20 protein-coding genes and 1 pseudogene are annotated in these 26,194 nt (G+C 56.9%); 6 read left to right on the top strand and 15 right to left on the bottom strand.

The window, feature by feature from the left end:
- Positions 1-68: 68 nt before the first annotated feature.
- From urtA to PSES9_RS25720, 14 genes and pseudogenes are all read right to left on the bottom strand, one after another.
- Positions 69-1,337 (bottom strand): urea ABC transporter substrate-binding protein, encoded by a 1,269-nt coding sequence (gene urtA, locus PSES9_RS0115085; RefSeq protein ID WP_010488290.1) that lies wholly within the window; start codon positions 1,335-1,337, stop codon positions 69-71.
- A gap of 194 nt (positions 1,338-1,531) precedes the next feature.
- A complete protein-coding gene (locus tag PSES9_RS0115080) occupies positions 1,532-2,128 on the bottom strand; it encodes a MarC family protein (RefSeq protein ID WP_010488288.1) in 597 nt (198 codons plus the stop codon).
- A 147-nt stretch (positions 2,129-2,275) separates the two neighbouring features.
- A pseudogene (locus PSES9_RS23720) lies at positions 2,276-5,044 on the bottom strand (response regulator).
- Positions 5,045-5,157: 113 nt separating this feature from the next.
- The gene (purD, locus tag PSES9_RS0115070) at positions 5,158-6,447 is read right to left on the bottom strand and encodes a phosphoribosylamine--glycine ligase (protein WP_010488277.1); all 1,290 of its coding nucleotides are present in this window, start codon (positions 6,445-6,447) and stop codon (positions 5,158-5,160) included.
- A gap of 226 nt (positions 6,448-6,673) precedes the next feature.
- On the bottom strand, positions 6,674-8,281 hold the full coding sequence (purH, locus tag PSES9_RS0115065) for a bifunctional phosphoribosylaminoimidazolecarboxamide formyltransferase/IMP cyclohydrolase (RefSeq protein WP_010488275.1): 1,608 nt from the start codon (positions 8,279-8,281) through the stop codon (positions 6,674-6,676).
- A gap of 72 nt (positions 8,282-8,353) precedes the next feature.
- Positions 8,354-8,674 (bottom strand): DNA-binding transcriptional regulator Fis, encoded by a 321-nt coding sequence (gene fis, locus PSES9_RS0115060; RefSeq protein WP_010488273.1) that lies wholly within the window; start codon positions 8,672-8,674, stop codon positions 8,354-8,356.
- Positions 8,671-9,669, bottom strand: a complete 999-nt coding sequence (gene dusB / locus PSES9_RS0115055) for a tRNA dihydrouridine synthase DusB (RefSeq protein ID WP_010488271.1) — start codon at positions 9,667-9,669, stop codon at positions 8,671-8,673. The genes fis and dusB overlap by 4 nt, the downstream gene beginning before the upstream one ends.
- Before the next feature lie 179 nt (positions 9,670-9,848).
- Complete coding sequence (locus PSES9_RS0115050) at positions 9,849-11,171, bottom strand: DUF3426 domain-containing protein (RefSeq protein ID WP_010488269.1); 1,323 nt, start codon at positions 11,169-11,171, stop codon at positions 9,849-9,851.
- Between the two features lie 91 nt (positions 11,172-11,262).
- Complete coding sequence (prmA, locus tag PSES9_RS0115045; protein WP_010488267.1) at positions 11,263-12,141, bottom strand: 50S ribosomal protein L11 methyltransferase; 879 nt, start codon at positions 12,139-12,141, stop codon at positions 11,263-11,265.
- A 148-nt stretch (positions 12,142-12,289) separates the two neighbouring features.
- Positions 12,290-13,639: an acetyl-CoA carboxylase biotin carboxylase subunit gene (accC, locus tag PSES9_RS0115040; RefSeq protein WP_010488265.1), complete on the bottom strand. Its 1,350-nt coding sequence runs from the start codon at positions 13,637-13,639 to the stop codon at positions 12,290-12,292.
- Between the two features lie 17 nt (positions 13,640-13,656).
- Positions 13,657-14,118 (bottom strand): acetyl-CoA carboxylase biotin carboxyl carrier protein, encoded by a 462-nt coding sequence (gene accB, locus PSES9_RS0115035; protein ID WP_010488263.1) that lies wholly within the window; start codon positions 14,116-14,118, stop codon positions 13,657-13,659.
- Positions 14,119-14,140: 22 nt separating this feature from the next.
- Positions 14,141-14,584: a type II 3-dehydroquinate dehydratase gene (gene aroQ / locus PSES9_RS0115030; RefSeq protein WP_010488261.1), complete on the bottom strand. Its 444-nt coding sequence runs from the start codon at positions 14,582-14,584 to the stop codon at positions 14,141-14,143.
- Positions 14,585-14,705: 121 nt separating this feature from the next.
- Positions 14,706-16,493 carry a protein-disulfide reductase DsbD gene (locus PSES9_RS0115025; protein WP_010488259.1) on the bottom strand — a complete coding sequence of 596 codons (1,788 nt, stop codon included), beginning with the start codon at positions 16,491-16,493 and terminating at the stop codon, positions 14,706-14,708.
- A gap of 164 nt (positions 16,494-16,657) precedes the next feature.
- Positions 16,658-17,425 carry a methyl-accepting chemotaxis protein gene (locus PSES9_RS25720; protein WP_443216057.1) on the bottom strand — a complete coding sequence of 256 codons (768 nt, stop codon included), beginning with the start codon at positions 17,423-17,425 and terminating at the stop codon, positions 16,658-16,660.
- Positions 17,426-18,943: 1,518 nt separating this feature from the next.
- On the opposite strand from PSES9_RS25720, the gene PSES9_RS0115015 reads away from it, so the two are divergent.
- The 6 genes from PSES9_RS0115015 to PSES9_RS0114990 all read left to right on the top strand — a co-directional run bounded on the left by PSES9_RS0115015 (position 18,944) and on the right by PSES9_RS0114990 (position 24,703).
- On the top strand, positions 18,944-20,011 hold the full coding sequence (locus PSES9_RS0115015) for a DUF2333 family protein (protein ID WP_010488256.1): 1,068 nt from the start codon (positions 18,944-18,946) through the stop codon (positions 20,009-20,011).
- Between the two features lie 3 nt (positions 20,012-20,014).
- Positions 20,015-20,566 (top strand): NUDIX hydrolase, encoded by a 552-nt coding sequence (locus PSES9_RS0115010; RefSeq protein ID WP_010488254.1) that lies wholly within the window; start codon positions 20,015-20,017, stop codon positions 20,564-20,566.
- Positions 20,567-21,075: 509 nt separating this feature from the next.
- Positions 21,076-21,447, top strand: a complete 372-nt coding sequence (locus PSES9_RS0115005; protein ID WP_010488248.1) for a translation initiation factor Sui1 — start codon at positions 21,076-21,078, stop codon at positions 21,445-21,447.
- 129 nt (positions 21,448-21,576) lie between these two features.
- Positions 21,577-23,490 carry an arginine decarboxylase gene (gene speA / locus PSES9_RS0115000; protein WP_010488246.1) on the top strand — a complete coding sequence of 638 codons (1,914 nt, stop codon included), beginning with the start codon at positions 21,577-21,579 and terminating at the stop codon, positions 23,488-23,490.
- Between the two features lie 161 nt (positions 23,491-23,651).
- The gene (locus PSES9_RS0114995) at positions 23,652-24,062 is read left to right on the top strand and encodes a hypothetical protein (protein ID WP_010488238.1); all 411 of its coding nucleotides are present in this window, start codon (positions 23,652-23,654) and stop codon (positions 24,060-24,062) included.
- Between the two features lie 146 nt (positions 24,063-24,208).
- On the top strand, positions 24,209-24,703 hold the full coding sequence (locus PSES9_RS0114990; RefSeq protein ID WP_010488237.1) for a DUF2569 domain-containing protein: 495 nt from the start codon (positions 24,209-24,211) through the stop codon (positions 24,701-24,703).
- 75 nt (positions 24,704-24,778) lie between these two features.
- On the opposite strand, the gene PSES9_RS0114985 is transcribed toward PSES9_RS0114990, so the two are convergent.
- Positions 24,779-25,972, bottom strand: coding sequence for an IS4 family transposase (locus tag PSES9_RS0114985; protein WP_029529579.1), 1,194 nt, complete (start codon positions 25,970-25,972; stop codon positions 24,779-24,781).
- Positions 25,973-26,194 lie beyond the last annotated feature (222 nt).

Genomic DNA, 26,194 nt, shown 5'->3' with positions numbered 1-26,194 from the left:
GCGCTTGGCTGGCAAGCCAGGCGCTGGGCGTATTAACGCTGGCGGCCCTGGAGCGAGCCGCCAGTCCTTTACTCGGATTTAACGGCGTAGTCCGGCTTCTTGTCGTTACCCTCGATATAAGGGCTCCAAGGCTGGGCGCGGATTGGGCTGTCGGTCTGCCAGACCACATCAAACTGACCGTTGTCCTGAATTTCGCCAATCATCACCGGCTTGTGCAGGTGATGGTTGGTTTTATCCATGGTCAGGGTGAAGCCCGATGGCGCGGCGAAGGTTTGCCCGGCCATGGCGTCACGAACTTTATCCACATCAGTGGTTCCGGCTTTTTCAACCGCCTGGGCCCACATGTTGATGCCCACGTAGGTGGCTTCCATTGGGTCATTGGTGACGGCTTTGTCAGCGCCCGGCAGGTTCTTGGCCTTGGCGTAGGCTTTCCATTTTTTGACGAAGTCTTCGTTGACCGGGTTTTCAACCGATTCAAAGTAGTTCCAGGCCGCCAGCTGGCCGACCAGGGGCTTGGTGTCTATGCCACGCAGCTCTTCTTCGCCCACCGAGAAGGCAATGACCGGGACGTCAGTGGCTTCGATGCCCTGGTTGGCCAGTTCTTTGTAGAAAGGCACGTTGGAGTCGCCATTGACCGTTGAGATAACCGCTGTTTTACCGCCAGCCGAGAACTTCTTGATGTTGGCAACAATGGTTTGGTAGTCGCTGTGGCCGAATGGGGTGTAGACCTCTTCAATGTCTTTGTCGGCCACGCCCTTGCTGTGCAGGAAGGCGCGCAGGATCTTGTTGGTGGTGCGTGGGTAGACGTAGTCGGTGCCCAGCAGGAAGAAGCGCTTGGCGCTGCCGCCATCTTCGCTCATCAGGTATTCAACAGCTGGAATTGCCTGTTGGTTTGGCGCTGCGCCGGTGTAGAACACATTGGGTGAGAGCTCTTCACCCTCGTACTGAACCGGATAGAACAGCAAGCCATTGAGTTCTTCGTAGACCGGCAGCACCGATTTGCCGGAGACCGAGGTCCAGCAGCCAAAGGTCACAGCGACTTTGTCCTGGGTCAGCAGTTGACGACCTTTTTCAGCAAACAGCGGCCAGTTCGATGCTGGATCCACCACCACAGGTTCCAGTTGCTTGCCGAGTACGCCGCCCTTGGCGTTGATCTCGTCGATGGTCATCAGCGCCATGTCTTTCAGAGAGGTTTCTGAAATGGCCATGGTGCCGGAGAGCGAGTGGAGAATGCCGACCTTGATGGTATCGGCTGCGTGTGCACTGAACGGGAATAGACCGCTGAGAAGCAAGGCACTTGCGGCAAGTGTTGTTTTCAGGAAAGGACGGCGTTTCATTCTTATGGCTCCATGCGCAGCTGTTGGAAGAGACTTTGAGTCTTGATTCCAATGGCAGCATCCGTGCCAAACAATGTAACTTGCTGTTTTTAAAGTGTTTTACTTGTGTTTTAGACTACTGCTAGCTTTGTTGTTGCGCTGCAATGGTGCGTGAATGGCCGAGACAAACACTCGACAGACGGTCGCGCACCGGATTAGGGCATCAGGTAGTTCTTGACCCCGGTAAAGATGATTTGTGCGGCCAATGCGCAGACAAAAAGCCCCATCAGGCGGCTGACTATCTGCAGGCCCTGGTCGCCCAGCAAGCGCTCGAACTGGTTGGACAAGTAGAGCACTACGCCAACGGTAACGCTGGCCAGGGCGATGCCCAGGATGGCGATGATCTTGTCGGCCCAATGCGGTTGGCTGGCCCCCATCAACAGCAGCGCACCTATGGTTCCGGGGCCGACAGTCAGGGGTATGGTCAGCGGCACTATGGTCACGTCCTGCTGCACGTTATCGGTCTGCACCGCTGATTTCCCCTGGGCCATGCCCAGCGCCGAAATAAACAACACGCTGCCAGCGCCAATCCGGAATGCATCGATGGTGATGCCAAACAAGGTGAAAATGTATTTGCCGAACAGGTACAGCAATACACTGGCCACGAGAACGCCGGTGGCGACTTTCCACGCCAGTTTCTTGCGCTCCTTGATGGTGTAGCCACGGCTCAAGCCAATAAAGCACGACAACACGAAGAAGGGGCTGTAGAGCACAAGGAGCTTGAGGTACAGGCTGAATAAGTCGGACGCCATTATCGGGCTCTTAACTGCAAAAATGGTTGATGGGCGAGCGTATTGGCTCAGGCCGGGTGTAGAGTCTTGCCCTGTGATGGCGCATATGATCGGCGATCGAGCAGCCGATCTCCAGTCTTGATGAGGGGCGAGCCCCTGGATTGTGGATCAAGGGGCTGTGCTATTGCGTGCCGAGCGCTGGTCTATCCAGTAATTGATCAGTTCACGCAGTTGCGAAAGCTCTACGGGTTTGGACATGTGCCCATCCATGCCAGCCTGGCGCGCACGTTCTTTGTGCTCGCTGAGAATATGGGCGGTGAGCGCAACCACAGGGGTGCGAGGATGGTGTCCGGCTGCCTCCCAGGCGCGCAGCAGTTCGGTGGCTGAAAAACCATCGAGTACTGGCATCTCGCAATCCATCAGCACCAGGTCATAACGTTTCGACTTGATCGCCTGCAGGGCTTCCTCGCCATTGCTGGCAGTGTCTGGCTCCAGGTTGAGCTTGCCGAGCATGCCGCGAATGACCTTGGTGGAAATGGTGTTGTCTTCGGCAACCAGGATCTGGAAGTCGGCAGGTGGCTTATAGGTCGAAGCCTTGCCTGACGCGGACTGCAACGGCTTGTCATCGCGGCGGTGGGTCAACTCATCCGCCAGGGTTGCTTTCAATGTGTAGCCGGCAACCGGCTTGGCCAGAATACGCTTGATCCCGGCGTTGCGGGCAATGATCTTGCTCGGCATGTTGCTGATCCCGGTGAGCATGATCAGCAAGATGTCGCGATTCAAACTTGGGTCTTCCTTGATTTTCGCCGCCAGCTGCATGCCGTTCATGCCGGGCATTTCCTGGTCAAGCAAGACCACATCAAAGTATTCGCCCATATGCACTTTGCTACGCAATAACGCCAGCGCTTCCTTGCCTGAGGGTACAGCGCTGACATTGAGTCCCCATGCACTGCATTGTTGCAGCAGTACCTTGCGGCAGGTCTCGTTGTCATCGACGATCAACAGCCGGGCATCTTGCAACGGGCTGTCGAGGTCGGCGGTAGGCTGCTCAAGAAGCTTGCTGTCGATTGGCACGCTCAACCACAAGGTCGAGCCCTGGCTGCTGCCGTTCTGGATGCCGAACTCGCCATCCATCAAGCGGATCAGTTGCCGGGCGATGATCAGTCCCAGGCGCCCGCCAAGTTTGGTTGCCGCCAGGAAGTCCTTGCTGTGCAGTTCGGCATGCAGCAATGCATTGCGTTCGCTCGGGGCCATTGGCTTGCCGCTGTCTTGCACCGCAAGGCGCAGGCGCGGTTTGCCGCCGCTGCTTTCAAGCGCTGCGATCAACAGGATCTCGCCTTCGTCGGTTTGCTTGAAGGCATTGTCCAGCAGGCTCAACAGGGCCTGGCGTATGCGCGTCGGATCGCCGCTGATCACACGCGGGACCTGGGGTTGGATAAAACTGATCAGCTCGACTTTTTGCTGCTCGGCTTTGGCGCGGAATATGTCCAGGCAGTCTTCGATCAATGCATTCAAGTCGAACTGTACGTCGTCCAGTTCAATTTGCCCGGACTCGAGCTTGGAGATATCGAGGATCTCGTTGATCAAGCTAAGCAGCTCATTGCCAGAGCTGTGGATAGTTTGCACATAGTCGCGTTGCTTGGTTGAAAGCGGGGTGCCAAGTAGCAATTCGGTCATGCCCAGGACCCCATTCATCGGGGTGCGAATTTCATGGCTGATCTTGGCCAGAAATTCGCCTTTGGCCTTGAGCTCGGCTGAACTGGCTGCCAACTCACGGCTTGAGCTGAATCGCTCGTGGGTGATGCGTCGTTGTCTTTAACTGATGGCAAGGCACAGCACGCTGCTGCTGATGATTATGGTGAGAAGGAAGTTGTACCAAAGCCAATCCGAGGGCATCGGCCAGATGCCAATGTGGATGGGCAGTGATGCGATGCAGGCTGCGCAGAGGATGGCAATCGAGACGAAAAATAACCGCGCCGGTGCATATCCGCTGCGCCACTGGTGCAGTGCAACCAGCAAAATACTCAGGCCACAAAGGCCTGAAGCGATATAGAGCAACAGGGAAAACGACATGAACGTGGTGGTCAGCGTGGCGGCACACAGGCCAGCGACCACAATGAATTCCGTGACTATCAGGCGCTTGAGGAAAGGATAGGACGGGCCGTCGCGGAAGAAACTCCAGGTCAGAGCCAGCGAACAGAGCAGCGCGGCCAGCATCGACAGGTTGGCCGCCAGCGCCTGGTAGCGCTGCAGGCTATTAACCCCGTCGCTGGTGATGCCGAGCAAGGTACAGGCGGCAAACAACAGGAACAGATTGGTTGCGAAGAGCCATAGGTTGGAGAGCTCGCGGCTCAGCCAATAGCGCACCAGGTTGTACAGTGCGAGCATGAAGATACAGCCCAATAAAATGCCATACAGCAGGGGCCGGTTTTCATTGGCGGCAATGTCTTGGGCGTTGGCCATCGAAATGGCAGGGCGCAGCATCTGGGGGGAGGCCAGGCGCAGGTAAACGTCGATAGGTTTATCGACAATAGGCAGTGGCAACAAAAAGTCTAGACTTCTCAACGGCCGGCTCGAGAGCGGTAGCTTGTTGCCGGTGCGGACATGGTCGAGCAGCTTTTCGCCATCCATTACATAGAGGTCTAGGTAAGAGAGATAGGGCGCGAAGATTCTGATCAGGATCTGCTGGTTGCTCGGCTCAAGTCGGTAATGCAGCCACGCGGCAGTATTGCCACCGCTGGTCAGCAGGTCGCTGATATCGACAGGTGCGAACTGGGTACTGTGTTGCGGGGAGCGGATGTCACTGAGCTGAAGTTCGCCGCTGGAGTCGTTGAGGATCGACCACTTGGCGCTTGCTGCGGCATGGGCAGGCAGGTGCAGGAAAACTGTCAGCAGTAAGCCGATTAGCATTTTGGTGGCAGTCCGGAGCCGATGCACAGTGAATTCCCTTCGAAAGTTAGTTGAAGGATTATGGGGTAATAGATTAATGGCCAAACATGACAAAGACGGCCAATTGGACGCCTTTGTCATGAATTGTTGCGCGGGAAGGGTCAGTCTTTGGCGTTTTCACGTGCGATTGCGCGGTAGCCAATATCTTTACGATAGAAACAGCCTTGCCAGTCAACCTTCGCGGCCAGGGCATAGGCATTGTGTTGCGCTTGCTGGACTGTTTCACCAAGCGCGGTTGCGCACAGGACGCGACCTCCGGAAGTGACAATCTGGTCGTCTTTCAGCGCGGTTCCGGCGTGAAAGATTTTGCCGTCGGCTGTTGCGGCGTTATCAAGCCCCTTGATCACATCGCCCTTGGCATAGTCGGCTGGGTAGCCACCTGCAGCCATGACCACGCCAAGGCTTGGGCGTGGGTCCCACTGGGCTTCGACAATGTTCAGGGCCTTGGCTTGCGCCGCTTCGATCAGCAGCAACAAGCTTGATTGCAGGCGCAGCATGATTGGCTGGGTTTCCGGGTCGCCGAAGCGGCAGTTGAATTCAATGACCTTGGGCGCGCCGGACTTATCGATCATCAGGCCCGCATACAGAAAACCGGTGTAGAGGTTGCCTTCAGCGGCCATGCCCTTGACGGTCGGCCAGATCACCTCGTCCATCACGCGCTTGTGCACTTCAGCGGTGACAACCGGCGCTGGTGAGTAAGCGCCCATGCCGCCAGTGTTTGGGCCTGTGTCCTGGTCGCCTACACGCTTGTGGTCCTGGCTGGTGGCCATCGGCAGTACGTTTTCGCCGTCGACCATGACAATAAAGCTGGCTTCTTCGCCGTCGAGGAATTCCTCGATCACCACGCGGGAGCCGGCTTCACCGAATGCATTGCCCGCGAGCATGTCGCGCACGGCTGCTTCGGCCTCGGCCAGGGTCATGGCGACGATCACGCCTTTACCGGCCGCCAGGCCATCGGCCTTGATCACTATGGGAGCGCCAACCTTTTGCAGGTAGGCCAGGGCAGGCTCGACTTCGGTGAAGTTCTGGTAGTCGGCCGTGGGTATCTTGTGCCGTGCCAGGAAGTCCTTGGTAAAGGCTTTCGAGCCTTCCAGTTGAGCGGCGCCAGCGGTGGGGCCGAAGCAATGCAGGCCGCGTTGGTTGAACAGGTCAACCACGCCAGCAACCAGCGGTGCTTCCGGGCCTACGATGGTGATCTCGACGTTCTTCTCGGCAAAATCAGCCAGTTGCTCGAGCGCCAGCACATCAATCGCTACGTTCTCGCATTTGGCCTCGGTCGCGGTGCCCGCGTTGCCGGGTGCGACAAATACTTTCTCGACGCGTGGGTCTTGCGCGATTTTCCAGGCCAGTGCGTGTTCACGACCGCCGCTGCCAATGATCAAAACATTCATGTCTGTCCCCTGATGGAGGTAGGCCGGTTAGCCCTGTTGGTGGATAAACTGAGCGTTATCCACCCTACTAAACTGTAGGTTTGGTGTTGCCCATGGTGGATGAAAAAAAGCGTCATCCACCCTACGAACTAACCCTGCCCGTGTTCAAAACTGACAACACCTTTCGAGGTTGCGATCAAGCGTCAACATGCAACAGCGCAGGCGGATGCTTGAACGCGACCGTCTTTTAGTGTCTGAAGTGGCGCATCCCAGTGAAGACCATGGCAATGCCGGCTTCGTCGGCGGCAGCAATCACTTCGTTATCGCGCATCGAGCCACCTGGTTGAATCACCGCGGTAATGCCAGCCTTGGCCGCGTTGTCGATGCCGTCGCGGAACGGGAAGAAGGCATCGCTTGCCATTACGGCGCCCGGTACTGGCAGCCCGGCGTGCTCGGCTTTGATCCCGGCAATACGGGCTGAGTTGACCCGGCTCATCTGGCCGGCGCCAACGCCCACGGTCTGGCGATTCTTGGCGTAGACGATGGCGTTGGACTTAACGAACTTGGCCACTTTCCAGGCGAAGATCAGGTCGTGGATTTCTTGCTCGCTTGGCGCGCGAGCGGTGACGATCTTCAGGTCGTCGGCGGTGATCATGCCGATATCGCGACTTTGTACCAGCAAGCCGCCATTAACGCGTTTGAAGTCCCAACCCGGGCTGCGCTCGGCTGGCCACTCGCCGCATTCAAGCAGGCGCACATTGGCTTTGGCGGCGACCACTTCGCGGGCGGCGGCGCTGATGCGTGGCGCAATAATCACTTCAACAAACTGGCGATCGACAATGGCCTTGGCGGTTTCGCCATCGAGCTCACGGTTGAAGGCAATAATGCCGCCAAATGCCGACTCGGTATCAGTGGCATAGGCCAGGTCGTAGGCTTTGCGAATGCCGCCTTCGTCTTCAGGCACAACGGCCACACCGCATGGGTTGGCGTGCTTGACGATTACGCAGGCAGGCTTGACGAAGCTCTTGACGCACTCAAGCGCGGCATCGGTATCGGCAACATTGTTGTAAGACAGTTCCTTGCCTTGCAGCTGCACGGCGCTGGCGATGCTGGCCTCGCCCTTTTTGGCCTCGACGTAGAACGCGGCGCTCTGATGCGGGTTCTCGCCGTAACGCATTTCCTGGGTCTTGATGAACTGGCTGTTGAAGGTGCGCGGGAAGGCGCCGCGATCTTCGGTGCTGAGCTTTTCAGCGCTTTGGTCGATAGTGCCCAGGTAGTTGGCGATCATGCCGTCGTAGGCCGCGGTGTGCTCAAAGGCCTTGAGGGCCAGGTCGAAACGCTGTGCGTAGCTCAGGCCACCTGCCTTGAGGCTTTCGACGATGCTGGCGTAGTCGCCGGTGTTGACCAAAATGGCCACGTCTTTGTGGTTCTTGGCAGCGCTGGGGACCATGGTCGGGCCGCCAATGTCGATATTTTCGATGGCGTCGGCAAGATCACAGTCGGGCTTGGCGACAGTGGCTTCGAAGGGGTACAGGTTGACTGCAACCAGGTCAATCGGCTTGATGCCGTGCTGGGTCATGACGTCGCCGTCAATCGCGCGACGACCGAGGATGCCGCCGTGGATCTTCGGGTGCAGGGTCTTGACCCGGCCGTCCATCATTTCCGGGAAACCGGTGTAGTCAGCGACTTCAACTGCCGCGACGCCGTTATCCTTGAGCAGCTTGTAGGTGCCACCCGTGGAAAGAATTTCCACATTGAGGGCGACGAGCTCGCGAGCGAATTCGAGGATGCCAGTCTTGTCAGATACGCTGATCAAGGCGCGGCGAACGGGGAGGCGGGTGGTCTGGTCGGTCATTTCAGAGTCCATCAGAGCAGAGATATAAACAAAAAGGCGACTGTTTAGGTCGCCCTTTTTGAGAGGAAGAAATTAGAGTAGGTCGTACTGCTTGAGCTTCTTGCGCAGGGTGCCGCGATTCAGGCCGAGCAGTTCGGATGCCTTGGTTTGGTTGCCTTTGACGTAGTTCATCACTGTTTCTAGCAGTGGCGCCTCAACCTCGGTCAATACCAGGTTGTATACGTCAGAGACATCCGCGCCCTCAAGGTGGGCGAAATAGTTATGCAGCGCTTTCTCAACATTGCCGCGTAAGGTTTGCCCTTCTTCGCTTGGCGTGTTGAGGTGCTGTTTCAAACTGGTGTTGTCACTCACAGGTGCAATTCCACTTCCTAAAGTCTCGGTCAACATCGTCATGCAGCCACCCCATCTCCATCATTTTGCCGTTCGCGGAAATACTGGCGAACGTTGGCGCACTGTGCGTCCGTACATTCAAGGCGATTGAACTCGGCGCGAAACTCTCTGGCGCCTGGCAGAGTTGCTAGATACCAACCCACATGCTTGCGGGCGATTCGAGCGCCCATCACTTCGCCATAGAAGGCATGCAGTGCGCCAAGGTGTTCCAGCAAAATGCTTTCTACTTCGACCAGGCTTGGTGCCGGCATTTTTTTGCCTGTACGCAAGTAATGATCGGTCTCGCGAAATATCCAGGGTCGCCCTTGAGCTGCCCTGCCTATCAGTAGTCCATCCGCTCCAGTTGCAGCAAGCACTGCCTTGGCCTTTTCCGGGCTGGTGATGTCGCCATTGGCCAGCACCGGAATTGAAACCGCCTGTTTAATCGCTGCAATTGTGTCGTATTCGGCGTCACCGGTATAAAGATCCGCACGGGTGCGACCATGTACCGCTAACGCGACAATCCCGGCTTGTTCGGCAATCTTTGCCACCTCTACGCCGTTCTTGTTGTTTCTATCCCAGCCGGTGCGAATCTTCAGGGTGACCGGCACATCGACTGCACCGACCACGGCATGCAAGATTTCACGCACCAGGTCTTGGTCTTTCAGTAGCGCAGAACCTGCCGCCTTGTTACAGACCTTCTTCGCCGGACACCCCATATTAATATCAATTATCTGGGCGCCCAATTCGACGTTCCGCTGAGCCGCGTCAGCAAGCATCTGCGGGTCACCACCGGCGATCTGCACCGAGCGTGGCTCGGGATCATCCTGATGGATCAAGCGTAGGCTTGATTTACGCGTATTCCACAACCGCACATCGCTGGTGACCATTTCAGATACCACCATGCCCGCGCCCAAGCGCTGGCAGAGCTTGCGAAATGGTTGGTCAGTGACTCCGGCCATAGGCGCCAGGATCAACTGGTTCGGCAGTGTGTACGGGCCGATGCGTAACGTCGACATAGGGTTCCCTGCTCAAGAGACTAGCTGATGAGACAAATAGGAGACGGCGAAAAAGGGGGAGAATCATACCTGCTCTGGATGACCGGATAAAGGCTGGTTTTAACAAAATCTGAACAGTTGCCAGCTTATCGCCAAGGGTTATGAGGGCGATAAGCCGTACCTTTGTGGTCGGGATCAAGCTATTGCGGCGAGTGGAAACTCAGGCTGTAGTTAAACGCCTGGCCGGCTGGGTCAAGGATATCCAGCGATATGTGGATCGGGGTTGGCGGGGGCATTTCGGTGCGTCTTGCGATTTCGCCTGCCAAATATTCACCAGGGGTGAAGCGACGACTGGCAAGCAGTTTGCCGTTGATGTCGGCGAAGCGAATTTCCAGCAGCGGAAAGGGCTGCGAAAAGGCCGCACGGTTGTAGATGATTGCATCGACCACCAACGCACCGCTGAACTCGGGGTGAGAGCGCACCACCAGGTTGCTGCTCTTGATCATGCTGATGTCGACTTTTGATGGCAGTTCGCAACCAATTTTCGGGCACAGTTGCTCAAATAACGGGCGGTACTGGTCTTGGCGCGCCAACTGCTCGAAATGGTAGGCAACATACTGGCCGGCCAATGCCGCGCCAGCCAGCACTATCAGGATTGCCCAGCCAATAATCCGGCCCCAGGACGGTCCGGGCTTTTGCCACTCGAACTCGACGGGTTCGTCTTCAAGTTCAAACAGTTTGTTGTGGCCAACATTGGGCTCATGGCGAGAAACCGCCAGGGGGATAAAAGGCGCGGGTTGCGGTTCGTCGGTGTCATCATCCATGTCGCTCAGGGGCGGCTCATCGCGTTGCAGCGGTTCGGCCTGGAGCGGTGGTTCTGCCGCTTCGCCGTCGGTTGCGCCGAAATCAGCGTCGGTCAGTTTCAGCTCAGGTTCGCGCTCTATTGGTTGTGGCGCCACAGGTTGTTGCGCAAAGGGCTGGGTCGCTGGCGGCGGGCTGTTGCGGGTGTCTTGTTGTTTCAGGCCCAAGGAGGCGAGTGCAGGTTTTTCGTCTGCCTTGGCTTCATCTTCACGCAGCAGTTCTTCTGCCCAGCGCTCATCGTGCTCCACCTGTGTGTCACGCGGCGGTGAGGCGAATACAGAGCTGAAGTGGGTGCTGCGCTCAAGGTTGAGAATCTCTTGCGAGATTTGTTGCTCGCGCTCTTCTAGCTTGGCCAGTTCTTCGTCCAGGTCCAGCTCGTCAAGGTCAAGGTCGTCATGAATCCACAGGGTGTCTCCAGGCTCCTTGGTCTTGGGCGGTTCGGGTGGCGCGGGTTTGGTAGCAGCAGTGGTTTTTTCGCCAGTGACCGCTTTGCTGGTCGCCGGTGCAATGATATGACCCAGGCGCTGCAGCTGTTGGGCTGCATTAAAGACATTCAGGCAGGCGCCGCAACGGACCGCACCGTGCGCCGCAGCCAATTCCGTGGCGTTCACGCGAAAGCTGGTCTGGCATTGTGGGCACTGGGTGACAAAACTCTCGGTCATGCGGCGGTCCGGTCGAACATTGGGTTGGTTCTGCTGCTATTTGGCTCAAGTCTAACGCAAGTACAGATAGCGCTGCATATAGGCGAGGCGTTTAACGGCGCACGCCTGTGATGCGTACCCAGCCGTCGTTGGTCGCGGTTGGATCGAGCTCGAAGTCACCGGCATAGGCCGCGCGAACCTCCTCAGCCTGCTCGGCGAGGATTCCCGACAATGCCAGGCGACCACCGGGTTTGACCAGGCTGGTGATTTGCGGGGCCAGGCTCACCAAGGGGCCGGCAAGAATATTGGCAACCACTACATCGGCTGGCTGTTGTGGCATATCGGCTGGCAGGTACAGTGGGAAACGCGCCGGGTCGATGCCGTTGCGTCCGGCATTGTCGCGCGAGGCCTCAAGTGCCTGTGGGTCGATATCGGTGCCCACGGCTTGTGGCGCGCCGAGCAGCAGTGCAGCTATTGCCAGAATGCCCGAGCCGCAGCCGAAGTCGATAACATTGCAGTCTTTCAGGGGCTGGCCGTCGAGCCATTCAAGGCACAAGGCGGTAGTGGGGTGCGTGCCCGTGCCGAATGCCAGGCCGGGGTCGAGTAGCAGGTTCACTGCGTCCGGCTCGGGGGCGTCGGTCCAGCTCGGAACAATCCACAGGCGTTGGCCAAAGCGCATGGGTTTGAAGTTATCCATCCAGCTGCGCTCCCAATCCTGATCGGCAATCTCTTCGATCTGATGCTCTGGGAGTGCGCCGCCTGTGAGCAGCTCCAGATGAGCGAGCAGGGCGTTGGCGTAGGTGTCGGCTTCGAATAGAGCCAGCAAATGGGTGTGCGACCACAAGGGCGTGGTGTTCAACTCCGGCTCGAAAATCGGATTGTCTTCAGCGTCCATAAAGGTCACGGATACTGCGCCCACTTCAAGCAGGGCGTCTTCATAGGTCGGCGCTTGTTCCGGAGTGATGGCGAGACGAACTTGTAACCAGGGCATGGCGGAACCTCGAAGACGCAAAGAAGTGAACTTTTTGAGCGGGCAAGCTTACTGTAGGGGCTGGCGCGCTTCCAGATATAGAACGGCGTAAACAACAAGGGCCGCCAAACGGCAGCCCTTGTTCTGGTCGGTCATGCAGGCACTGGTATCAGTGCTTGTCCATGCCCAGTTTCTTCTCAAGGTAGTGAATGTTCACGCCACCTTCATTGAAACCCTTGTCGCGAACCAGCATCCGGTGCAGCGGGATATTGGTCTTGATGCCATCGACTACCATCTCGTCGAGGCCGTTGCGCATGCGCGCCATGGCTTCGTCACGGGTGGCCCCGTAGGTGATCAGCTTGCCGATCAACGAGTCGTAATGCGGTGGTACGGTGTAGCCACTGTACAGGTGCGAGTCAACGCGAACGCCAAAGCCGCCGGGTGCATGGAAGTGCTTAACCTTGCCCGGGCAGGGCATGAAGTTATCGGGGTCTTCTGCGTTGATCCGGCATTCAAGCGCGTGGCCGCGAACCACTACGTCGTCCTGGGTAAACGAGAGCTTGTTGCCAGCCGCGATGCTGAGCATCTCCTTGACGATGTCGATGCCGGTCACCATTTCAGTCACCGGATGCTCTACCTGCACGCGAGTGTTCATCTCGATGAAGTAGAACCTGTCGTTCTCGTAGAGGAACTCGAATGTCCCGGCGCCGCGATAGCCAATTTCGATACAGGCATCGACGCAACGCTTGAGCACTTCGGCACGGGCTTGCTCATTGATGTACGGTGCCGGTGCTTCTTCAAGCACTTTCTGGTGGCGGCGTTGCAACGAGCAGTCGCGATCACCGAGGTGAATGGCGTTGCCCTGGCCATCGGAGAGTACCTGGACTTCCACATGGCGCGGATTGCCGAGGAATTTCTCCAGGTAAACCATTGGGTTGCCAAATACCGAACCGGCTTCGCTGCGCGTCAGACGTGCTGACTTGATCAGGTCTTCTTCCTTGTAGACCACGCGCATGCCGCGACCGCCACCGCCACCTGCCGCCTTGATGATGACCGGATAACCTACTTCGCGAGCGATCGCCAAGGCGGTTTCTTCATCTTCAGGCAGCGGACCGTCGGAACCGGGTACCACAGGCACGCCCGCCTTGATCATGGCTTCCTTGGCTGAAACCTTGTCGCCCATCAGGCGGATGGTTTCGGCTTTTGGGCCGATAAAGGCAAAGCCCGAGTTTTCCACCTGTTCCGCGAAGTCGGCGTTTTCCGCAAGGAAGCCGTACCCCGGGTGAATCGCCGTGGCGCCGGTGACTTCAGCTGCGCTGATGATCGCCGGGATATTCAGGTAGGACTGCGTGCCGGCCGCAGGGCCGATGCAAACAGACTCGTCAGCCAGAGCCAAGTGCATCAATTCACGGTCAGCTGTGGAGTGCACGGCAACTGTCTTGATGCCCAATTCTTTGCACGCGCGCAAGACGCGCAATGCGATCTCGCCGCGGTTGGCGATTAGAACTTTTTCCAACATCGCTGGCTCTCCTCGGTTCAAACGATTGTGAACAGAGGCTGGTCGTATTCAACCGGCTGGCCGTTCTCGCCCAGAATGGATTCGATAACGCCGCTGGTTTCAGCTTCGATGTGGTTCATCATCTTCATCGCTTCAACGATGCAGAGGATGTCGCCTTTCTTGACGCTCTGGCCCACTTCTACGAAGTTACCCGAGGTTGGCGATGACGCGCGGTAGAAGGTGCCGACCATTGGCGAGCGCACCACGGTGCCGTTGAGTTTTGGCGCTGCAGGCGCTGCGGCCTCAGCGGCAACTGGCGCGGCAGGTGCTGCAGCCGGGGCAGGTGCCTGTGCCGGTGCGTACACCGGTTGCTGCGCATAAGCAGGTTGCTTGCTGTTGCGACTGATGCGAACCGACTCTTCACCTTCGTGAATTTCCAGCTCGTCGATGCCGGATTCTTCCAGCAGCTCGATCAGTTTTTTGACTTTACGAATATCCATAGCTTTTCAACTCCCAGTTGGGTCAGGGCCGTTCAAGTTGTTCGAGTGCAGCCTCCAGGGCCAGCCGATAACCGCTGGCGCCAAGGCCGCAGATCACGCCTACAGCAACATCCGAAAAGTAGGAGTGATGGCGGAATGCTTCGCGCTTGTGCACGTTTGATAAATGCACTTCGATGAATGGGATGCTCACCGCCAGCAATGCGTCACGTAATGCGACGCTTGTATGTGTGAAAGCGGCTGGATTAATCAGGATAAAGTCGACGCCTTCGCCTCTGGCAGCGTGAATGCGCTCGATTAACTCGTACTCGGCATTACTTTGCAGGTACAGCAAGTGATGCCCGGCTTCACGGGCACGGCGCTCCAGATCAAGGTTGATCTGTTCCAGTGTCGTGGCGCCATAGACGCCCGGTTCGCGGGTGCCAAGCAGGTTTAGATTCGGGCCGTGCAGGACCAATAAGGTCGCCATGTTCGGTGTTCCTTGTTGTTTTCACACGCAGAACTATGCCGGAGTCGGCTCGTGACTGTCTAGTTCTATGCAGTAGCCAGCACGATAGCCGGTGTTTGCGCCAGTTTTATGACCGAGATACCTAAAAGCGTTCGCGGGCTTTATCCAGACGGGCGGAGAAGGTTTCGGCGTCCACTTCACCCACCACGCGCAGGTCATGCCATTCGTCGCTGTTTTTATCGAAAAACAGAATGGCGGGGGGGGCGAACAAAGAATAGCGATCCAAAACCGAACGTTGAGCTGGGGTGCTGTCGGTAATGTCGAAGCGCACCAAGGCATAGTCGTTCAAGCGGGTCATGACATTGGGATCGGTGAGCACTTCTCGCTCGATGACTTTGCAACTGATGCACCAGTCCGCATACCAGTCGAGCAGCAGGGGCTTGCCATTGCTTTTGGCGGCGGCCAGGGCGGCATCAAGTTCTGCGCCGCTGGTGACGGTTTGCCAGCTGCCATGCCGGGCCTGGTCGCTTGAGGTGATTTGTGTGTTGCCCAGTTGCATGCGTCCGAGCGGGCGAAGCGGGTCATCATGGCCCTGCAGTGCGCCCACCCAGGCAGTCAAGGCATAGACCAACAGCGCAAGGCCTGCGAGTTGCGCGAGCTTGCCTCTGGAACTTTTGACATTGAATTCCAGGGCGCCGAGAAATAGGGCCGAACCCGCTGCCAGCAAGCCCCACAGCGCCAAGGTCACAGGGCCTGGCAGCAAGCGATCAAGCAGCCAGATGGAAACAGCCAGCAACATCACACCGAACAGGTTGCGCACACCGTTCATCCAGGCACCGCTGCGTGGTAACAATGCCCCGCCGCCAGCGCCAATCAGTACCAGTGGCGCACCCATCCCGAGGCCCAGGGCAAACAGTTGAAAGCCACCACCCAGGGCATCGCCGGTGCTGCTGATATAGAGCAACAGGCCGGTCAGCGGCGCTGTTACGCAGGGCGAAACGATCAGGCTGGACAGTACGCCCAGGGTGGCGGCGCCAGCGATCGAACCGCCCTGGGTTTGCGAAGCCTTGCGGTCCAGTCGTTCGCGAATGAATGCCGGCAAGCGAATCTCGAACATGCCAAACATGGCAATGGCGAACAGGCTGAAGAACAAGGCGAATGGGATCAGCACCCAAGGTGATTGCAGCATGGCCTGCAGGTTGAGGCTTGCGCCGAACAGGCCCATCAATGCACCGAGCGCTGCGTAGCAGGCAGCCATTGGCAGTACGTAGGCCAGTGATAGCACCAGGCCGCGACGGTTGCTTGGGCGGCCGCGCAAGACCACGCCAGAAAGGATCGGCAACATCGGCAGCACGCAAGGCGTGAAGGTCAGGCCCAGGCCTGCCAGGAAAAACAGCGCCAGGTCTGTCCATTTCCAGCTGGACCTGGCGGTGGCTTCGCCGAGGGTGTCGCTGCTGGCCGCTGCGCCGCCACCAATCTGGATCTGCTCGGTTTCAGGCGGATAGCACAGGCCTTTGTCAGCGCAGCCCTGGTAGGTGACATTGAGGGTGTAGGCGCGGTCGGTCGGCGGGCTGATCGGCAGGTCCACGTCGACAATGTTGTGGTAAACCTCGACCTCGCCAAAGTACTCGTCGGTTTTCTGTTCGCCGGCAGGCATTTGCGCCTCGCCGAGGCCGATATCGGCTGGTTCGGTGCTGAATTTGAAGCGGTGCTTGTACAGGTAATAACCGTCGGTGGCGACGAAGCGTAGCTTAACGCCATCGGCCGAGCTGCTGATCAGGTTGAGCTTGAAGGCTTCGCGAACGGGCAAAAAGTCGGCGCTGTTATTCAGCGCGGCGCCGATGGGTGCGAGGGCGGGCCGGCTGTCGAGCAGGCTGGCACTGGCCGGGATTGCGATGATGAGCAGGATCAGACTGATTAGGCGACGCATGTGAATCTCGACAAACAAGTATCCGCCCATCATAGCGGAGCCGGGCAAGCGATGGCATCGACTGAGCTGTAAGCGGCTTTGTCAGGCCGATGAAATGCCGCAAAACGTCCAGATGGCAAGGTGCAGCGCTGGTCCGACAAATATACGCATCCAGCGGCTAGTGGCTATAAATTGAAGGTTTCCACTGCCGTGCGTAATTCCGCGCCGAGCTGGAGCAGTTGCTTACCCTGGTCGCGGCCCTTGCCGATACGTTGCAAATTGTCATCGCCGAGGCTGTGGATTCGCTCGCTGTGACTGCGGATTTCACTGACGGCTCCACTCTGCTGGGCTGTAGCGGCTGCAATGCGATTGGCGATATCAGTGATCGTGCGAATCGAACTGACGATCTCATCCAGTGCGCCATCCGCCTGTGCCGCCTGGTTGGCGCTGACCTGCGCGTGCTCCAGTTGACTGCGCATTGCATCGACCGAGTGCCTGGCCGCTTGTTGCAGGCGTGCGATCAATTCCTGGATCTGTTCGGTTGCGCCGCTGGTGCGCTGCGACAGTGAGCGAACCTCTTCGGCGACCACTGCGAAGCCACGGCCCATTTCACCGGCGCGGGCAGCTTCGATGGCGGCATTGAGGGCCAGCAGATTGGTTTGCTCGGCGATGCCGCGGATAACCGTCAGTACATTGCCGATGGTGGTGGTTTCCTCGGCCAGACGCTCAATGGCCTGGGCGTTGTTTTGCACTTCCCCGGCCAAAGTATGCAGGCCGGACAAACTCTGGCTGATGACCTGCTGGCCTTGCTCCAGGGCCTTGTCGGCATTGCGGCTGGCATCTGCGGCGTCGCTGGCGTCACCAGCAACCTGGACGATAGTCGACTCCAGGCTGCCCAGTGCGTCGCGAATCTGGGCGGTGTCCGCGGCTTGGCGTTCGGCACCCTGGTGCATTCCGCCGTTCAGGTCGGCCAGGGTTCGGCTTGAGCCTGCGACTTGCTCGGCGTGCTGGCGAATAGTGCCAACCAGTTCGACCAGGTAGCTGCGCAAGTGATTCAGCGAATCTTCGATATCCACCAGTTCGCGGGTTTTGTTGTTGAGCTTGATCGGCGTGGCAAAGTTGCCCTGTGCCCAGTTCGACAGCGCTGGAACCAGCAAGGTCAGCACGCGGGTCAGGCGTCGCTGCAAGGTATCGATGATCAGGGCAATACACAGGATCAGTCCAATCATCGCCCCCTGCAAGAGCCGGACTTCGCCCTGGATCTTGCCATGCTCGGCGCGGACCAGGGGCTCCAGTTCGTTCAGGGCCTGGCTGAGGTTGTCGATTTGCGTGCGAGTGGCCTGGCTCAGTTGATTGCGTTGCTCGATCAGGTTGAGCGTTCTCTTGAGCTCGTTCGGGTAGCGTTTGATCAGGCTGGAGAACTCGCGTTTCAGGCCGATGCCGCGATCCTCTGCCTGCCCTTGCTGGTCGGCGGTGTCGAGCCCGAGCATGGCCGCAAAGCCCTCACTGGCCGATTCATTGCTCTCTTTTATGCCCAGCAGGGGAAGTTCGCCCAGTATCTGGGCCTGTTGCTCCAGTGCCAGATGTTCGCGCTCAACGTCGGCAGCCAGTTCGCTGTTGGCGCTGGCGACCATTTTGTTTCGGGCGTGGGCAAGCTTGAGCAGGTGTTGCGAGGCATTGAACAGCGGTGCGTGGTAGCGACTGGCCGCTTGTGGATCACCGCTGGCGGCATATTGTGCGAGTTGCTCCAGGGCGCTGGCCATTTCGCGTTCGGCCTGTACCAGCAGGCCTTGTGGATCACCGGCCAGCTTGCCAGCGGCCAGCAGCTCGCCAGCACTGAAGTCACGCAGCGCATCGAGGTTGTTGCGCACGTTGCCGGCGAGCGCTGCAGGTAGCTGGTCAAGCTCCGGTTGCAGCTCATCAATGGCCTTAAGGGCTTCGCTGTGGCGCAATGCATCGCCGCTTTGCAGGTAAGCATAAATATTGCGGCTGACGTTTTTTTGGAAACGTTCAGACAAATTCATGTAGCGCTCCATCAGCGCATAGGGGCGTTCAAGGGCGTGTTGTGACCACCAGAGTGTCGCGCCCAAGGCAATGCAGGCAGTAACAAGCAGGGCGGTATTGAGATTGGTGAGGAACTTAAGGCGCATAGGACTCTACCGACAACGTAACGGTATGGGCAAAATCGAGCAGCTGCGATCTGCCGTAAGTCCATGAAGTTATTGCGGTTTCATTACAGGAGTATGACGCTGCCGGAAATTGCCAAGTGGCCTGCAGTTCAGCGCACCAGTCTTTGAGCCGGTGCTGGCGTCTCAGGGTATTGAGCGCGGGTATAACGCCGCGTGCAATGCTAAGGTTGTGGTTCACGGTGCGCATTGCTGCGCGTTTCCCTTATAGTGGAAACCTGTCGCGCAACCCTTGCCTGAGGTTGCGGTCGAACTACCGAACGCCGTACAAAGAAGGACATTGCCATGCTGGATTGGAAGAAACGCACGACTGGCGCGCGTGACAGTGTCGACGACTCAGTCGGCAACGTACGCAGTTATTTTCGCGGAGGCTGGGTGACCAAGATATTTGGCACGCTGCTTGGCATCTATCTGTTGGTGGCACTGGTCATTGGCTGGTACTGGAGCCAGGAGCCTGAGCAGTTCCCTGTGCAGCAGCACGCCGAATCAGCCGCACAAAATGCGCAGCGGCAGATGGTCAACGGTTACACCACAGTCGAAACCCTGAAATATGTGGCCACGACCCTGCTCGAAAAGCCGGGTGGCTACCTGTCCAACGATCTCGCGCCTCCAGGCCTGTGGCTGGACAACATGCCGAGCTGGGAACTGGGTGTGCTGGTACAGGTGCGTGACTTGTCGCGCGCCATGCGCAAGGATTTTTCTCGCTCACAATCACAGTCCACCGAAGACATTGACCTGGCCAAGGCTGAGCCACGCTTCAACTTCGATAACAAGAGCTGGGCACTGCCTGCATCCGAGTCTGAATACCGCGAAGGCATCAAGTCCCTGGACCGCTACCTCGCACGCCTGGCGGGCGACGCCAAGCCTGCAGCGCAGTTCTACACCCGTGCCGATAACCTCAATAACTGGCTGGGCGATGCCGCAACACGCCTGGGTTCGCTGTCGCAGCGGCTGTCGGCAAGTGTCGGCCAGGTACGTTTGAACACTGACGTCAAACAAGATCTTGTCGCCGCCGGAGCTGCGGTCAAGGTTGACGAAAGCGCCTACGAAACCCCGTGGATGCAGATCGACAACGTGTTCTATGAAGCGCGCGGCCAGGCATGGGCGCTTGCCCAGTTCCTGCGTGCAGTGGAAGTCGACTTTGCCGATGTGCTGGCCAAGAAGAACGCCACGGTAAGCGTGCGTCAGATCATTCGCGAGCTGGAAGCGGCGCAAGAGCCCATTTGGAGCCCGATGATCCTCAACGGTAGCGGCTATGGATTGCTGGCCAACCACTCGCTGGTCATGGCCAACTACATTTCACGGGCCAACGCCGGGATCATCGACCTGCGCCAACTGCTGTCACAGGGCTGATCGATGCCTATCTCGCAAGCCGAGGCCGCGCACAGGGCGGCCTCAGACGCGGAACGAATCGCCTGGGTTGACGAGCAGGACCGTCAACTCGGGGCCTTGCCCCGCGCGCAGTTGCGAGAGCGCGGCCTGATTGGTCGCGCGACCTTTATCCTGTTATTCAACTCCGCAGGCTTGCTTTGCGTGCATCGGCGTACGTTGAGCAAGGCACTGTATCCCGGATACTGGGATGTAGCCGCTGGCGGCATGGTCATGGCGGATGAAAGCTACGCTGAATCGGCTGCCCGTGAGCTGCACGAAGAACTGGGGATCGGTGGGGTCATATTGCGTGAGTGCCAGCGCTTCTTTTTTGACCAGGCTGACAACCGATTGTGGTGCGCCGTGTTTTCGGCGGTGTCCGACGCGCCGCTGATCCTGCAGCCGGAGGAAGTACTTGAGGCGCGGTTTATAAGCGTGGAGCAGGCTCTGGCCGAATCTGTTGTCAGGGACTACTGCCCAGACTCACTGCAGGCCTTGCGGGCCTATCTTGAAATGCAGCGTCAAGACAACGGGTGCTGAGCCTTTACGTGCTACCGGCTGATTTTGTTCAGGATATGCAGGCAGGCTGTCCACGATGTTGAACGCATGCCGGTAAGCGTCGCTAAATCAGCGATTAATGGCGCGTTTTTATGCTTAGCATCCGGCAATTTTCTCGTTACACTGCGCGCCCTTTAAACCACAGCCCAAGGGAACCTCTGAAGAAGGTTGCGAGCAAAGATAGGACAAGGCGCAACGACCAACGGGAGTAACAGCCAAAGGCTGGCCCGAAGGGTGAGTGCCAGCGAGTCAAAAACTGTGAAAAAGCGACCGGGGTCGCGCTCGACTTCAGGTGTTGTAAATGAGCATTTTGAACAGTTTTTAACGCCCTAATATCGAGCGCAGTAGTTATTCAGGGGATTCCAAGGGTTGTGGTGCGCTGCCCCTGCCAGAGTGGGGCTTCGCGGTTGACGCTTGTCAGCCTATCGCTTTCAAACCTGTTGGATTGATTGTCATCCAGCACGTTTCTGACCTGCCAAAGAGGATAGCCGGTGGTCAAGAAAGCCTCGTCATTCGCCGCCTTGAGCGGTTTGGTGTATTCCACTGACACAGGCCGGCATTGCCCGGATTGCAGTCAGCCGGTCGATGCCTGCATCTGTAAAAAAAATCGAGTCCCTGAAGGCGATGGTATTGCCCGCGTGCGCCGAGAAACAAAAGGCCGTGGCGGTAAAATCGTGAGCACTGTAAGCGGTGTGCCTCTGCCTGAAGAACCCCTGAAAGAGCTTGCTTCTGCGCTGAAAAAACGCTGCGGTTGCGGCGGCTCGCTGAAAGACGGGGTGATTGAGATCCAGGGCGATCATGTCGAGTTGCTGCTCGAAGAACTCACAAAGCGCGGTTTCAAAGCGAAGAAGTCTGGCGGCTAAGCCAAGCGGCTATTCTAAACTTGCTCGGTAGGTTGCTTGTCAGCTACTGAGAAATCGTCATTTCCAGATTTTAACCTGTAGAGGCACTGGCTCAGCCAGGGCTATCTATCGCAAGCAAGGGAGACTTCAATGTCTGCGCGACGCACACGTAAAGATGACGGCAGCCAATGGACGGTTGCCGACAGCCGTAGCGTTTACGGAATTCGTCATTGGGGCGCTGGTTATTTCGCCATCAATGACAGCGGCCGCGTAGAAGTGCGCCCCAATGGCCCCGACAGCACGCCGATTGATCTTTATCAGCAGGTTGACGAGCTGCGCGCCAGCGGCCTGAGCCTGCCGTTGCTGGTGCGCTTCCCGGATATCCTGCAAGACCGTGTGCGTCAGCTGACCGGTGCATTCGACGCCAACATCGCGCGCCTGGAATACCAGAGCAAGTACATGGCGCTGTACCCGATCAAGGTCAACCAGCAAGAAGCGGTGGTCGAGAACATCATCGCCACCAAGGATGTCGCCATTGGCCTTGAAGCCGGCTCCAAGCCTGAGCTATTGGCCGTGCTGGCACTGGCGCCAAAGGGCGGCACCATCGTTTGCAACGGCTACAAGGATCGCGAGTTCATCAAGTTGGCATTGATGGGCCAGAAGCTCGGTCACAATGTGTTTATCGTCATCGAGAAAGAATCCGAGGTTCAACTGGTGATCGATGAAGCCGCTGAGCTCAAGGTGGCGCCGCAGATTGGTCTGCGTGTGCGCTTGTCTTCGTTGGCGTCTTCGAAGTGGGCCGATACGGGCGGTGAAAAGTCCAAGTTCGGCTTGTCTGCCGCCCAGTTGCTTTCTGTGGTCGAGCGCTTCCGTGAGGCCAAGCTGGACCAGGGTATCCGCCTGCTGCACTTCCATATGGGATCGCAAATCGCCAACCTGGCCGACTACCAACACGGCTTCAAGGAAGCGATTCGTTACTACGGCGAATTGCGTGGCCTTGGCTTGCCGGTTGATCACATCGATGTTGGCGGCGGCCTGGGCGTTGACTACGACGGCACCCACTCGCGCAATGCCAGCTCGATCAACTACGACATGGACGACTATGCAGGCGTTGTCGTTGGCATGCTCAAGGAGTTCTGCGACGCGCAGGAGTTGCCGCATCCCAATATCTTCTCGGAAAGCGGCCGCTCGCTGACCGCACACCACGCCATGCTGGTGGTGCAGGTGACCGACGTTGAAAAGCACAATGATGAAGTGCCGGTGATCGAAGATCGTCAAAGCCTTCCGGAAACCGTGGGTTACCTCGCGGACCTGCTGGCGCCGACTGATTTTGAAATGGCCACCGAAACCTACTGGCGCGCCACCCATTACATGAGCGATGTCGCCAGCCAGTATGCCGAAGGCAAGATTGGCCTGGTTGAAAAGGCCCTGGCCGAGCAGTGCTACTTTGCGGTGTGCCGTCGCCTGTACAACTCGATGAAGGCGCGCCAGCGTTCGCATCGCCAGGTGCTTGATGAACTCAACGACAAGCTGGCCGACAAATACATCTGCAACTTCTCGGTATTCCAGAGCCTGCCGGATACCTGGGCGATTGGCCAGGTATTGCCAATACTGCCGCTTAATCGTCTCGAGGAAGAGCCACTGCGCCGTGCCGTGCTGCAGGACCTGACCTGTGATTCCGACGGCAAGATTCGTCAATACGTCGATGAGCAGAGCATCGAAAGCAGCTTGCCGGTGCATGAAGTGCGCGAGGGCGAAGACTACCTGCTGGGTATCTTCCTGGTGGGTGCGTATCAGGAAATTCTCGGCGATATGCACAACCTGTTCGGCGATACCGATTCGGTGAATATCTACCAGAACCCGGACGGCAGTGTTTACCACGCGGGGATCGAAACCCACGACACCATCGAAGACATGCTGCGCTACGTGCACTTGTCGCCAGAAGAGCTGATGACCCATTACCGCGACAAAGTCGCCAGCGCCAAGATCACAGCCCGTGAGCGCACCACCTTCCTTGATGCGCTACGTCTGGGCCTGACACGCTCCTCGTACTTGTCTTCATAAGCTGAAACTGAACAAAAAACCGGCCATGTGCCGGTTTTTCTGGTTTAGGGTTGCAGGGAGTGAAGAAAAGCCGTTTAAGCTACTCAAGCTGAGGCTTTGATTAAGCAGTGGCCTGTGCCCTATTCATCACTCAGGGAAATCCCAATAACAAGGAGTTATCGATGAACAAGTTTGTATTAGCTACTTTTTTGGCTTGTGTTTGCCTTACACCTGTCGTTGTACAGGCTGAAGAGCTACAGGATCAGCGGATCGTTGGTGAGTGGGAAGGCATGAGGGAGCAAGGCGGGAAATGCCGGTTTCTGGCATGGAACTCAAAGTTCACTTCCGACGGGCGATTTGAAATTTCGTTTTACGCTGACAAAAATAAATCAAAACCCATAAGTACCGAAGTTGGCAGATGGAAAGCAATCGATGGAAAGAATGAGTTGAAAACTGATGGAGTGCCAACCGCAGAGGTGTATCTCTACACCGTAATCGATAGCGATACGATCAAGTATGTCAATACGGTTAAAGACCCTTCCGCTGACTGTCAAGCTGACTACGAGTTCGTTGAGCATCGTATTAAGAAATAGTAAATAGGGGGCTGGCTACGTTTTCTAGCTGATATTTTGAATTAAGCGTGGTCTGTCCCTTGTTGTTCTTATTGTTCCTGCGTTACGCTATCAAAACTTGAGCTAATCGTTGTTAATAAAGTCATCTATCTAGCTAAGGAGAGGTTATGCAAGAGGACAAAGTATTAAAAGGCTTGCAAGGTTGGCTCGTACTTATAGGGTTAGGCATAATCGTTACACCTCTTCGCATAGCACATACGCTTGCTACTTCGTATTATCCTGTTTTCACAGATGGTACATTTAATTTTTTAACAACACCTGGAACAGAGCTATACCACCCACTCTGGGGGCCGCTATTAATCGCAGAGCTAATTTATAACTCTGCAATTGTCATGGTATATATTTATTTAATTTATTTGTTTTTCTCTAAGCACTACTTATTCCCCAAGGTTTTCATAACCGTAACACTCGTGGCTGTTGTTTTTATTCCTCTTGACGTTTGGGTTGGCACTTTTATTCCTGACAGCGGGCCTGCATTCGACCCTGAAACTAAAAAAGAATTTTTACGAGCATTGTTTGTCGTTTTAGTTTGGGTTCCGTACATGCTTGTATCCAAAAGGGTAGAAGCTACGTTTGTGGGGCACATGCCTAACAAAGAGTAAATAGGGGACATACCACGGTTTTCTGACTGATGTTTAGAATAAAACGTGGTCTGCCCCTGAGGAATCCCCACAAATCTACTCCAGTTGGAGAGCTTGGCGGCGCACTTCATCACGCAGCAGTAGCTCCATTTCAGCAAGTACCGAATTGGAAAAATCACTTTCTGAGCGCCCGAGGTATTCGAGCCCGATTCGCCAGAGCGACAGCACAGTTTTATGCTTGATACTGTTGCTTTGGAAACGACGAGCCTGACCTGTTGTTCGAGCTCTCAGGCCTACCAAATACAAGATGTAGCAGGCCAGCGCAACGATCAGCAACAGGATCTCAATGCGACGTGGGCAGCGCGTGCGGTGCAGGTCGAAAGCAAAACCGAAGCGTAGGCTTTTCACGTCCCGAAATCCTTCCTCGATTTGCATCCGCTTGCGGTAAATACCAACGATCTGGCGAGCCGTCCATTGTGGTTGTGGCAGGTTGCTGGCCAGCAACCAAGGTTCCTGCTCACGTCGAGCGTTCTGTCGGCTCATTTTGTTGCGGGCAATACTTCCGTTCACCCGCCGATGCTTACGCCCCTTGGGCGTTTGGTGCACGCAATAAAGCGGTAAGAGATGCGGGGCTCTGCGCGTCATCTCGATCAAGCCGAGTGATCGGGCGGCCGATGTCGCCTGCTTGTATAGCTGCTTGATTGGTTGCCACTGACCTAACTCATTGCGATAGAGATCCCTGTTACGCACACGGCCCACGTAATACCAGCCTTTGCTCTCAACGGCTTGAAACCAGGGACGCCGAAAACCAGCATCAGTCACCAGAATCGGAACACAGTGTTCTGGGAGCATGAGCGCCAAGGCATCGAGCAGTTGACCCTGCCGCTTGGGACATCCTTCCCGATCATGCACTGCCTCGTAAATTGGAAACGCCCGCCCGGCGAGCGGAATAGAGGCGCGCAACAAATAAAGATCAGAGGCAGCATTGATCGGCGACCAATCCACCAGGATCACAGAATGAGGCAGTGAGCCAAGCAAGGCCCTGAGCATCATCCAGTAGAACAACGGCCGTTCGTGATGTAAGTGGTGATTACCAAGCAAACGATCTACGCGCTTGATCGAGTGCTTGACGTAAGCCTTGCCGGGCAAGCTTCTACCGAGGCTGGTCAGCGTTAAGCGATGACCGCGAAGCAAAGATGCGACACAACTCATCAAGGAGGTAAGGCGTTTAGCGTGAACGGTTGGGAGTGCTTGAGAAAGTGACTTGTGTAAAAATCGTACGGCCTGCATGAGTCTCGGAAGTTGTTTTGTTTGGCGACTACCAAACTGCCCGAATCATGCAGGCTCTTTCAAGCTATCCAGCTGATGCAAAAGGGAATTTTGTGGGGATTCCTCAGGGTCTGTCCCCTATTGTTCTGCTATTGATACATTGAGCTCTGCACCATCTGCGTGAGGAGGTCGGCTAAATAATTTCCAGGCCATGAGTTCTTAGCCGAAACTGTAAAAGACCAA

This window comes from Pseudomonas sp. S9, from assembly GCF_000222125.1.
In the GTDB taxonomy this organism is placed as follows: Bacteria; Pseudomonadota; Gammaproteobacteria; order Pseudomonadales; family Pseudomonadaceae; genus Aquipseudomonas; species Aquipseudomonas segetis.
Note: the sequence above shows the minus strand (reverse complement) of the source record. Positions and strands in the feature narration are given on the sequence as shown.

Excerpts from the sequence above, each read along its gene's own strand:
- PSES9_RS0115025 (WP_010488259.1), bottom strand. The coding sequence starts at position 16,493 with ATGCGTCGCCTAATCAGTCTGATCCTGCTCATCATCGCAATCCCGGCC.
- PSES9_RS0114990 (WP_010488237.1), top strand. The coding sequence starts at position 24,209 with ATGCAAGAGGACAAAGTATTAAAAGGCTTGCAAGGTTGGCTCGTACTT.
- dusB (WP_010488271.1), bottom strand. The coding sequence starts at position 9,669 with ATGTCGACGTTACGCATCGGCCCGTACACACTGCCGAACCAGTTGATC.
- purD (WP_010488277.1), bottom strand. The coding sequence starts at position 6,447 with ATGAATGTTTTGATCATTGGCAGCGGCGGTCGTGAACACGCACTGGCC.
- accB (WP_010488263.1), bottom strand. The coding sequence starts at position 14,118 with ATGGATATTCGTAAAGTCAAAAAACTGATCGAGCTGCTGGAAGAATCC.
- urtA (WP_010488290.1), bottom strand. The coding sequence starts at position 1,337 with ATGAAACGCCGTCCTTTCCTGAAAACAACACTTGCCGCAAGTGCCTTG.
- PSES9_RS25720 (WP_443216057.1), bottom strand. The coding sequence starts at position 17,425 with ATGCACCAGGGTGCCGAACGCCAAGCCGCGGACACCGCCCAGATTCGC.
- PSES9_RS0115080 (WP_010488288.1), bottom strand. The coding sequence starts at position 2,128 with ATGGCGTCCGACTTATTCAGCCTGTACCTCAAGCTCCTTGTGCTCTAC.
- PSES9_RS0115015 (WP_010488256.1), top strand. The coding sequence starts at position 18,944 with ATGCTGGATTGGAAGAAACGCACGACTGGCGCGCGTGACAGTGTCGAC.
- PSES9_RS0115010 (WP_010488254.1), top strand. The coding sequence starts at position 20,015 with ATGCCTATCTCGCAAGCCGAGGCCGCGCACAGGGCGGCCTCAGACGCG.
- accC (WP_010488265.1), bottom strand. The coding sequence starts at position 13,639 with ATGTTGGAAAAAGTTCTAATCGCCAACCGCGGCGAGATCGCATTGCGC.
- prmA (WP_010488267.1), bottom strand. The coding sequence starts at position 12,141 with ATGCCCTGGTTACAAGTTCGTCTCGCCATCACTCCGGAACAAGCGCCG.
- PSES9_RS0114985 (WP_029529579.1), bottom strand. The coding sequence starts at position 25,972 with ATGCAGGCCGTACGATTTTTACACAAGTCACTTTCTCAAGCACTCCCA.
- aroQ (WP_010488261.1), bottom strand. The coding sequence starts at position 14,584 with ATGGCGACCTTATTGGTCCTGCACGGCCCGAATCTAAACCTGCTTGGC.
- PSES9_RS0114995 (WP_010488238.1), top strand. The coding sequence starts at position 23,652 with ATGAACAAGTTTGTATTAGCTACTTTTTTGGCTTGTGTTTGCCTTACA.
- speA (WP_010488246.1), top strand. The coding sequence starts at position 21,577 with ATGTCTGCGCGACGCACACGTAAAGATGACGGCAGCCAATGGACGGTT.
- purH (WP_010488275.1), bottom strand. The coding sequence starts at position 8,281 with ATGACCGACCAGACCACCCGCCTCCCCGTTCGCCGCGCCTTGATCAGC.
- fis (WP_010488273.1), bottom strand. The coding sequence starts at position 8,674 with ATGACGATGTTGACCGAGACTTTAGGAAGTGGAATTGCACCTGTGAGT.
- PSES9_RS0115050 (WP_010488269.1), bottom strand. The coding sequence starts at position 11,171 with ATGACCGAGAGTTTTGTCACCCAGTGCCCACAATGCCAGACCAGCTTT.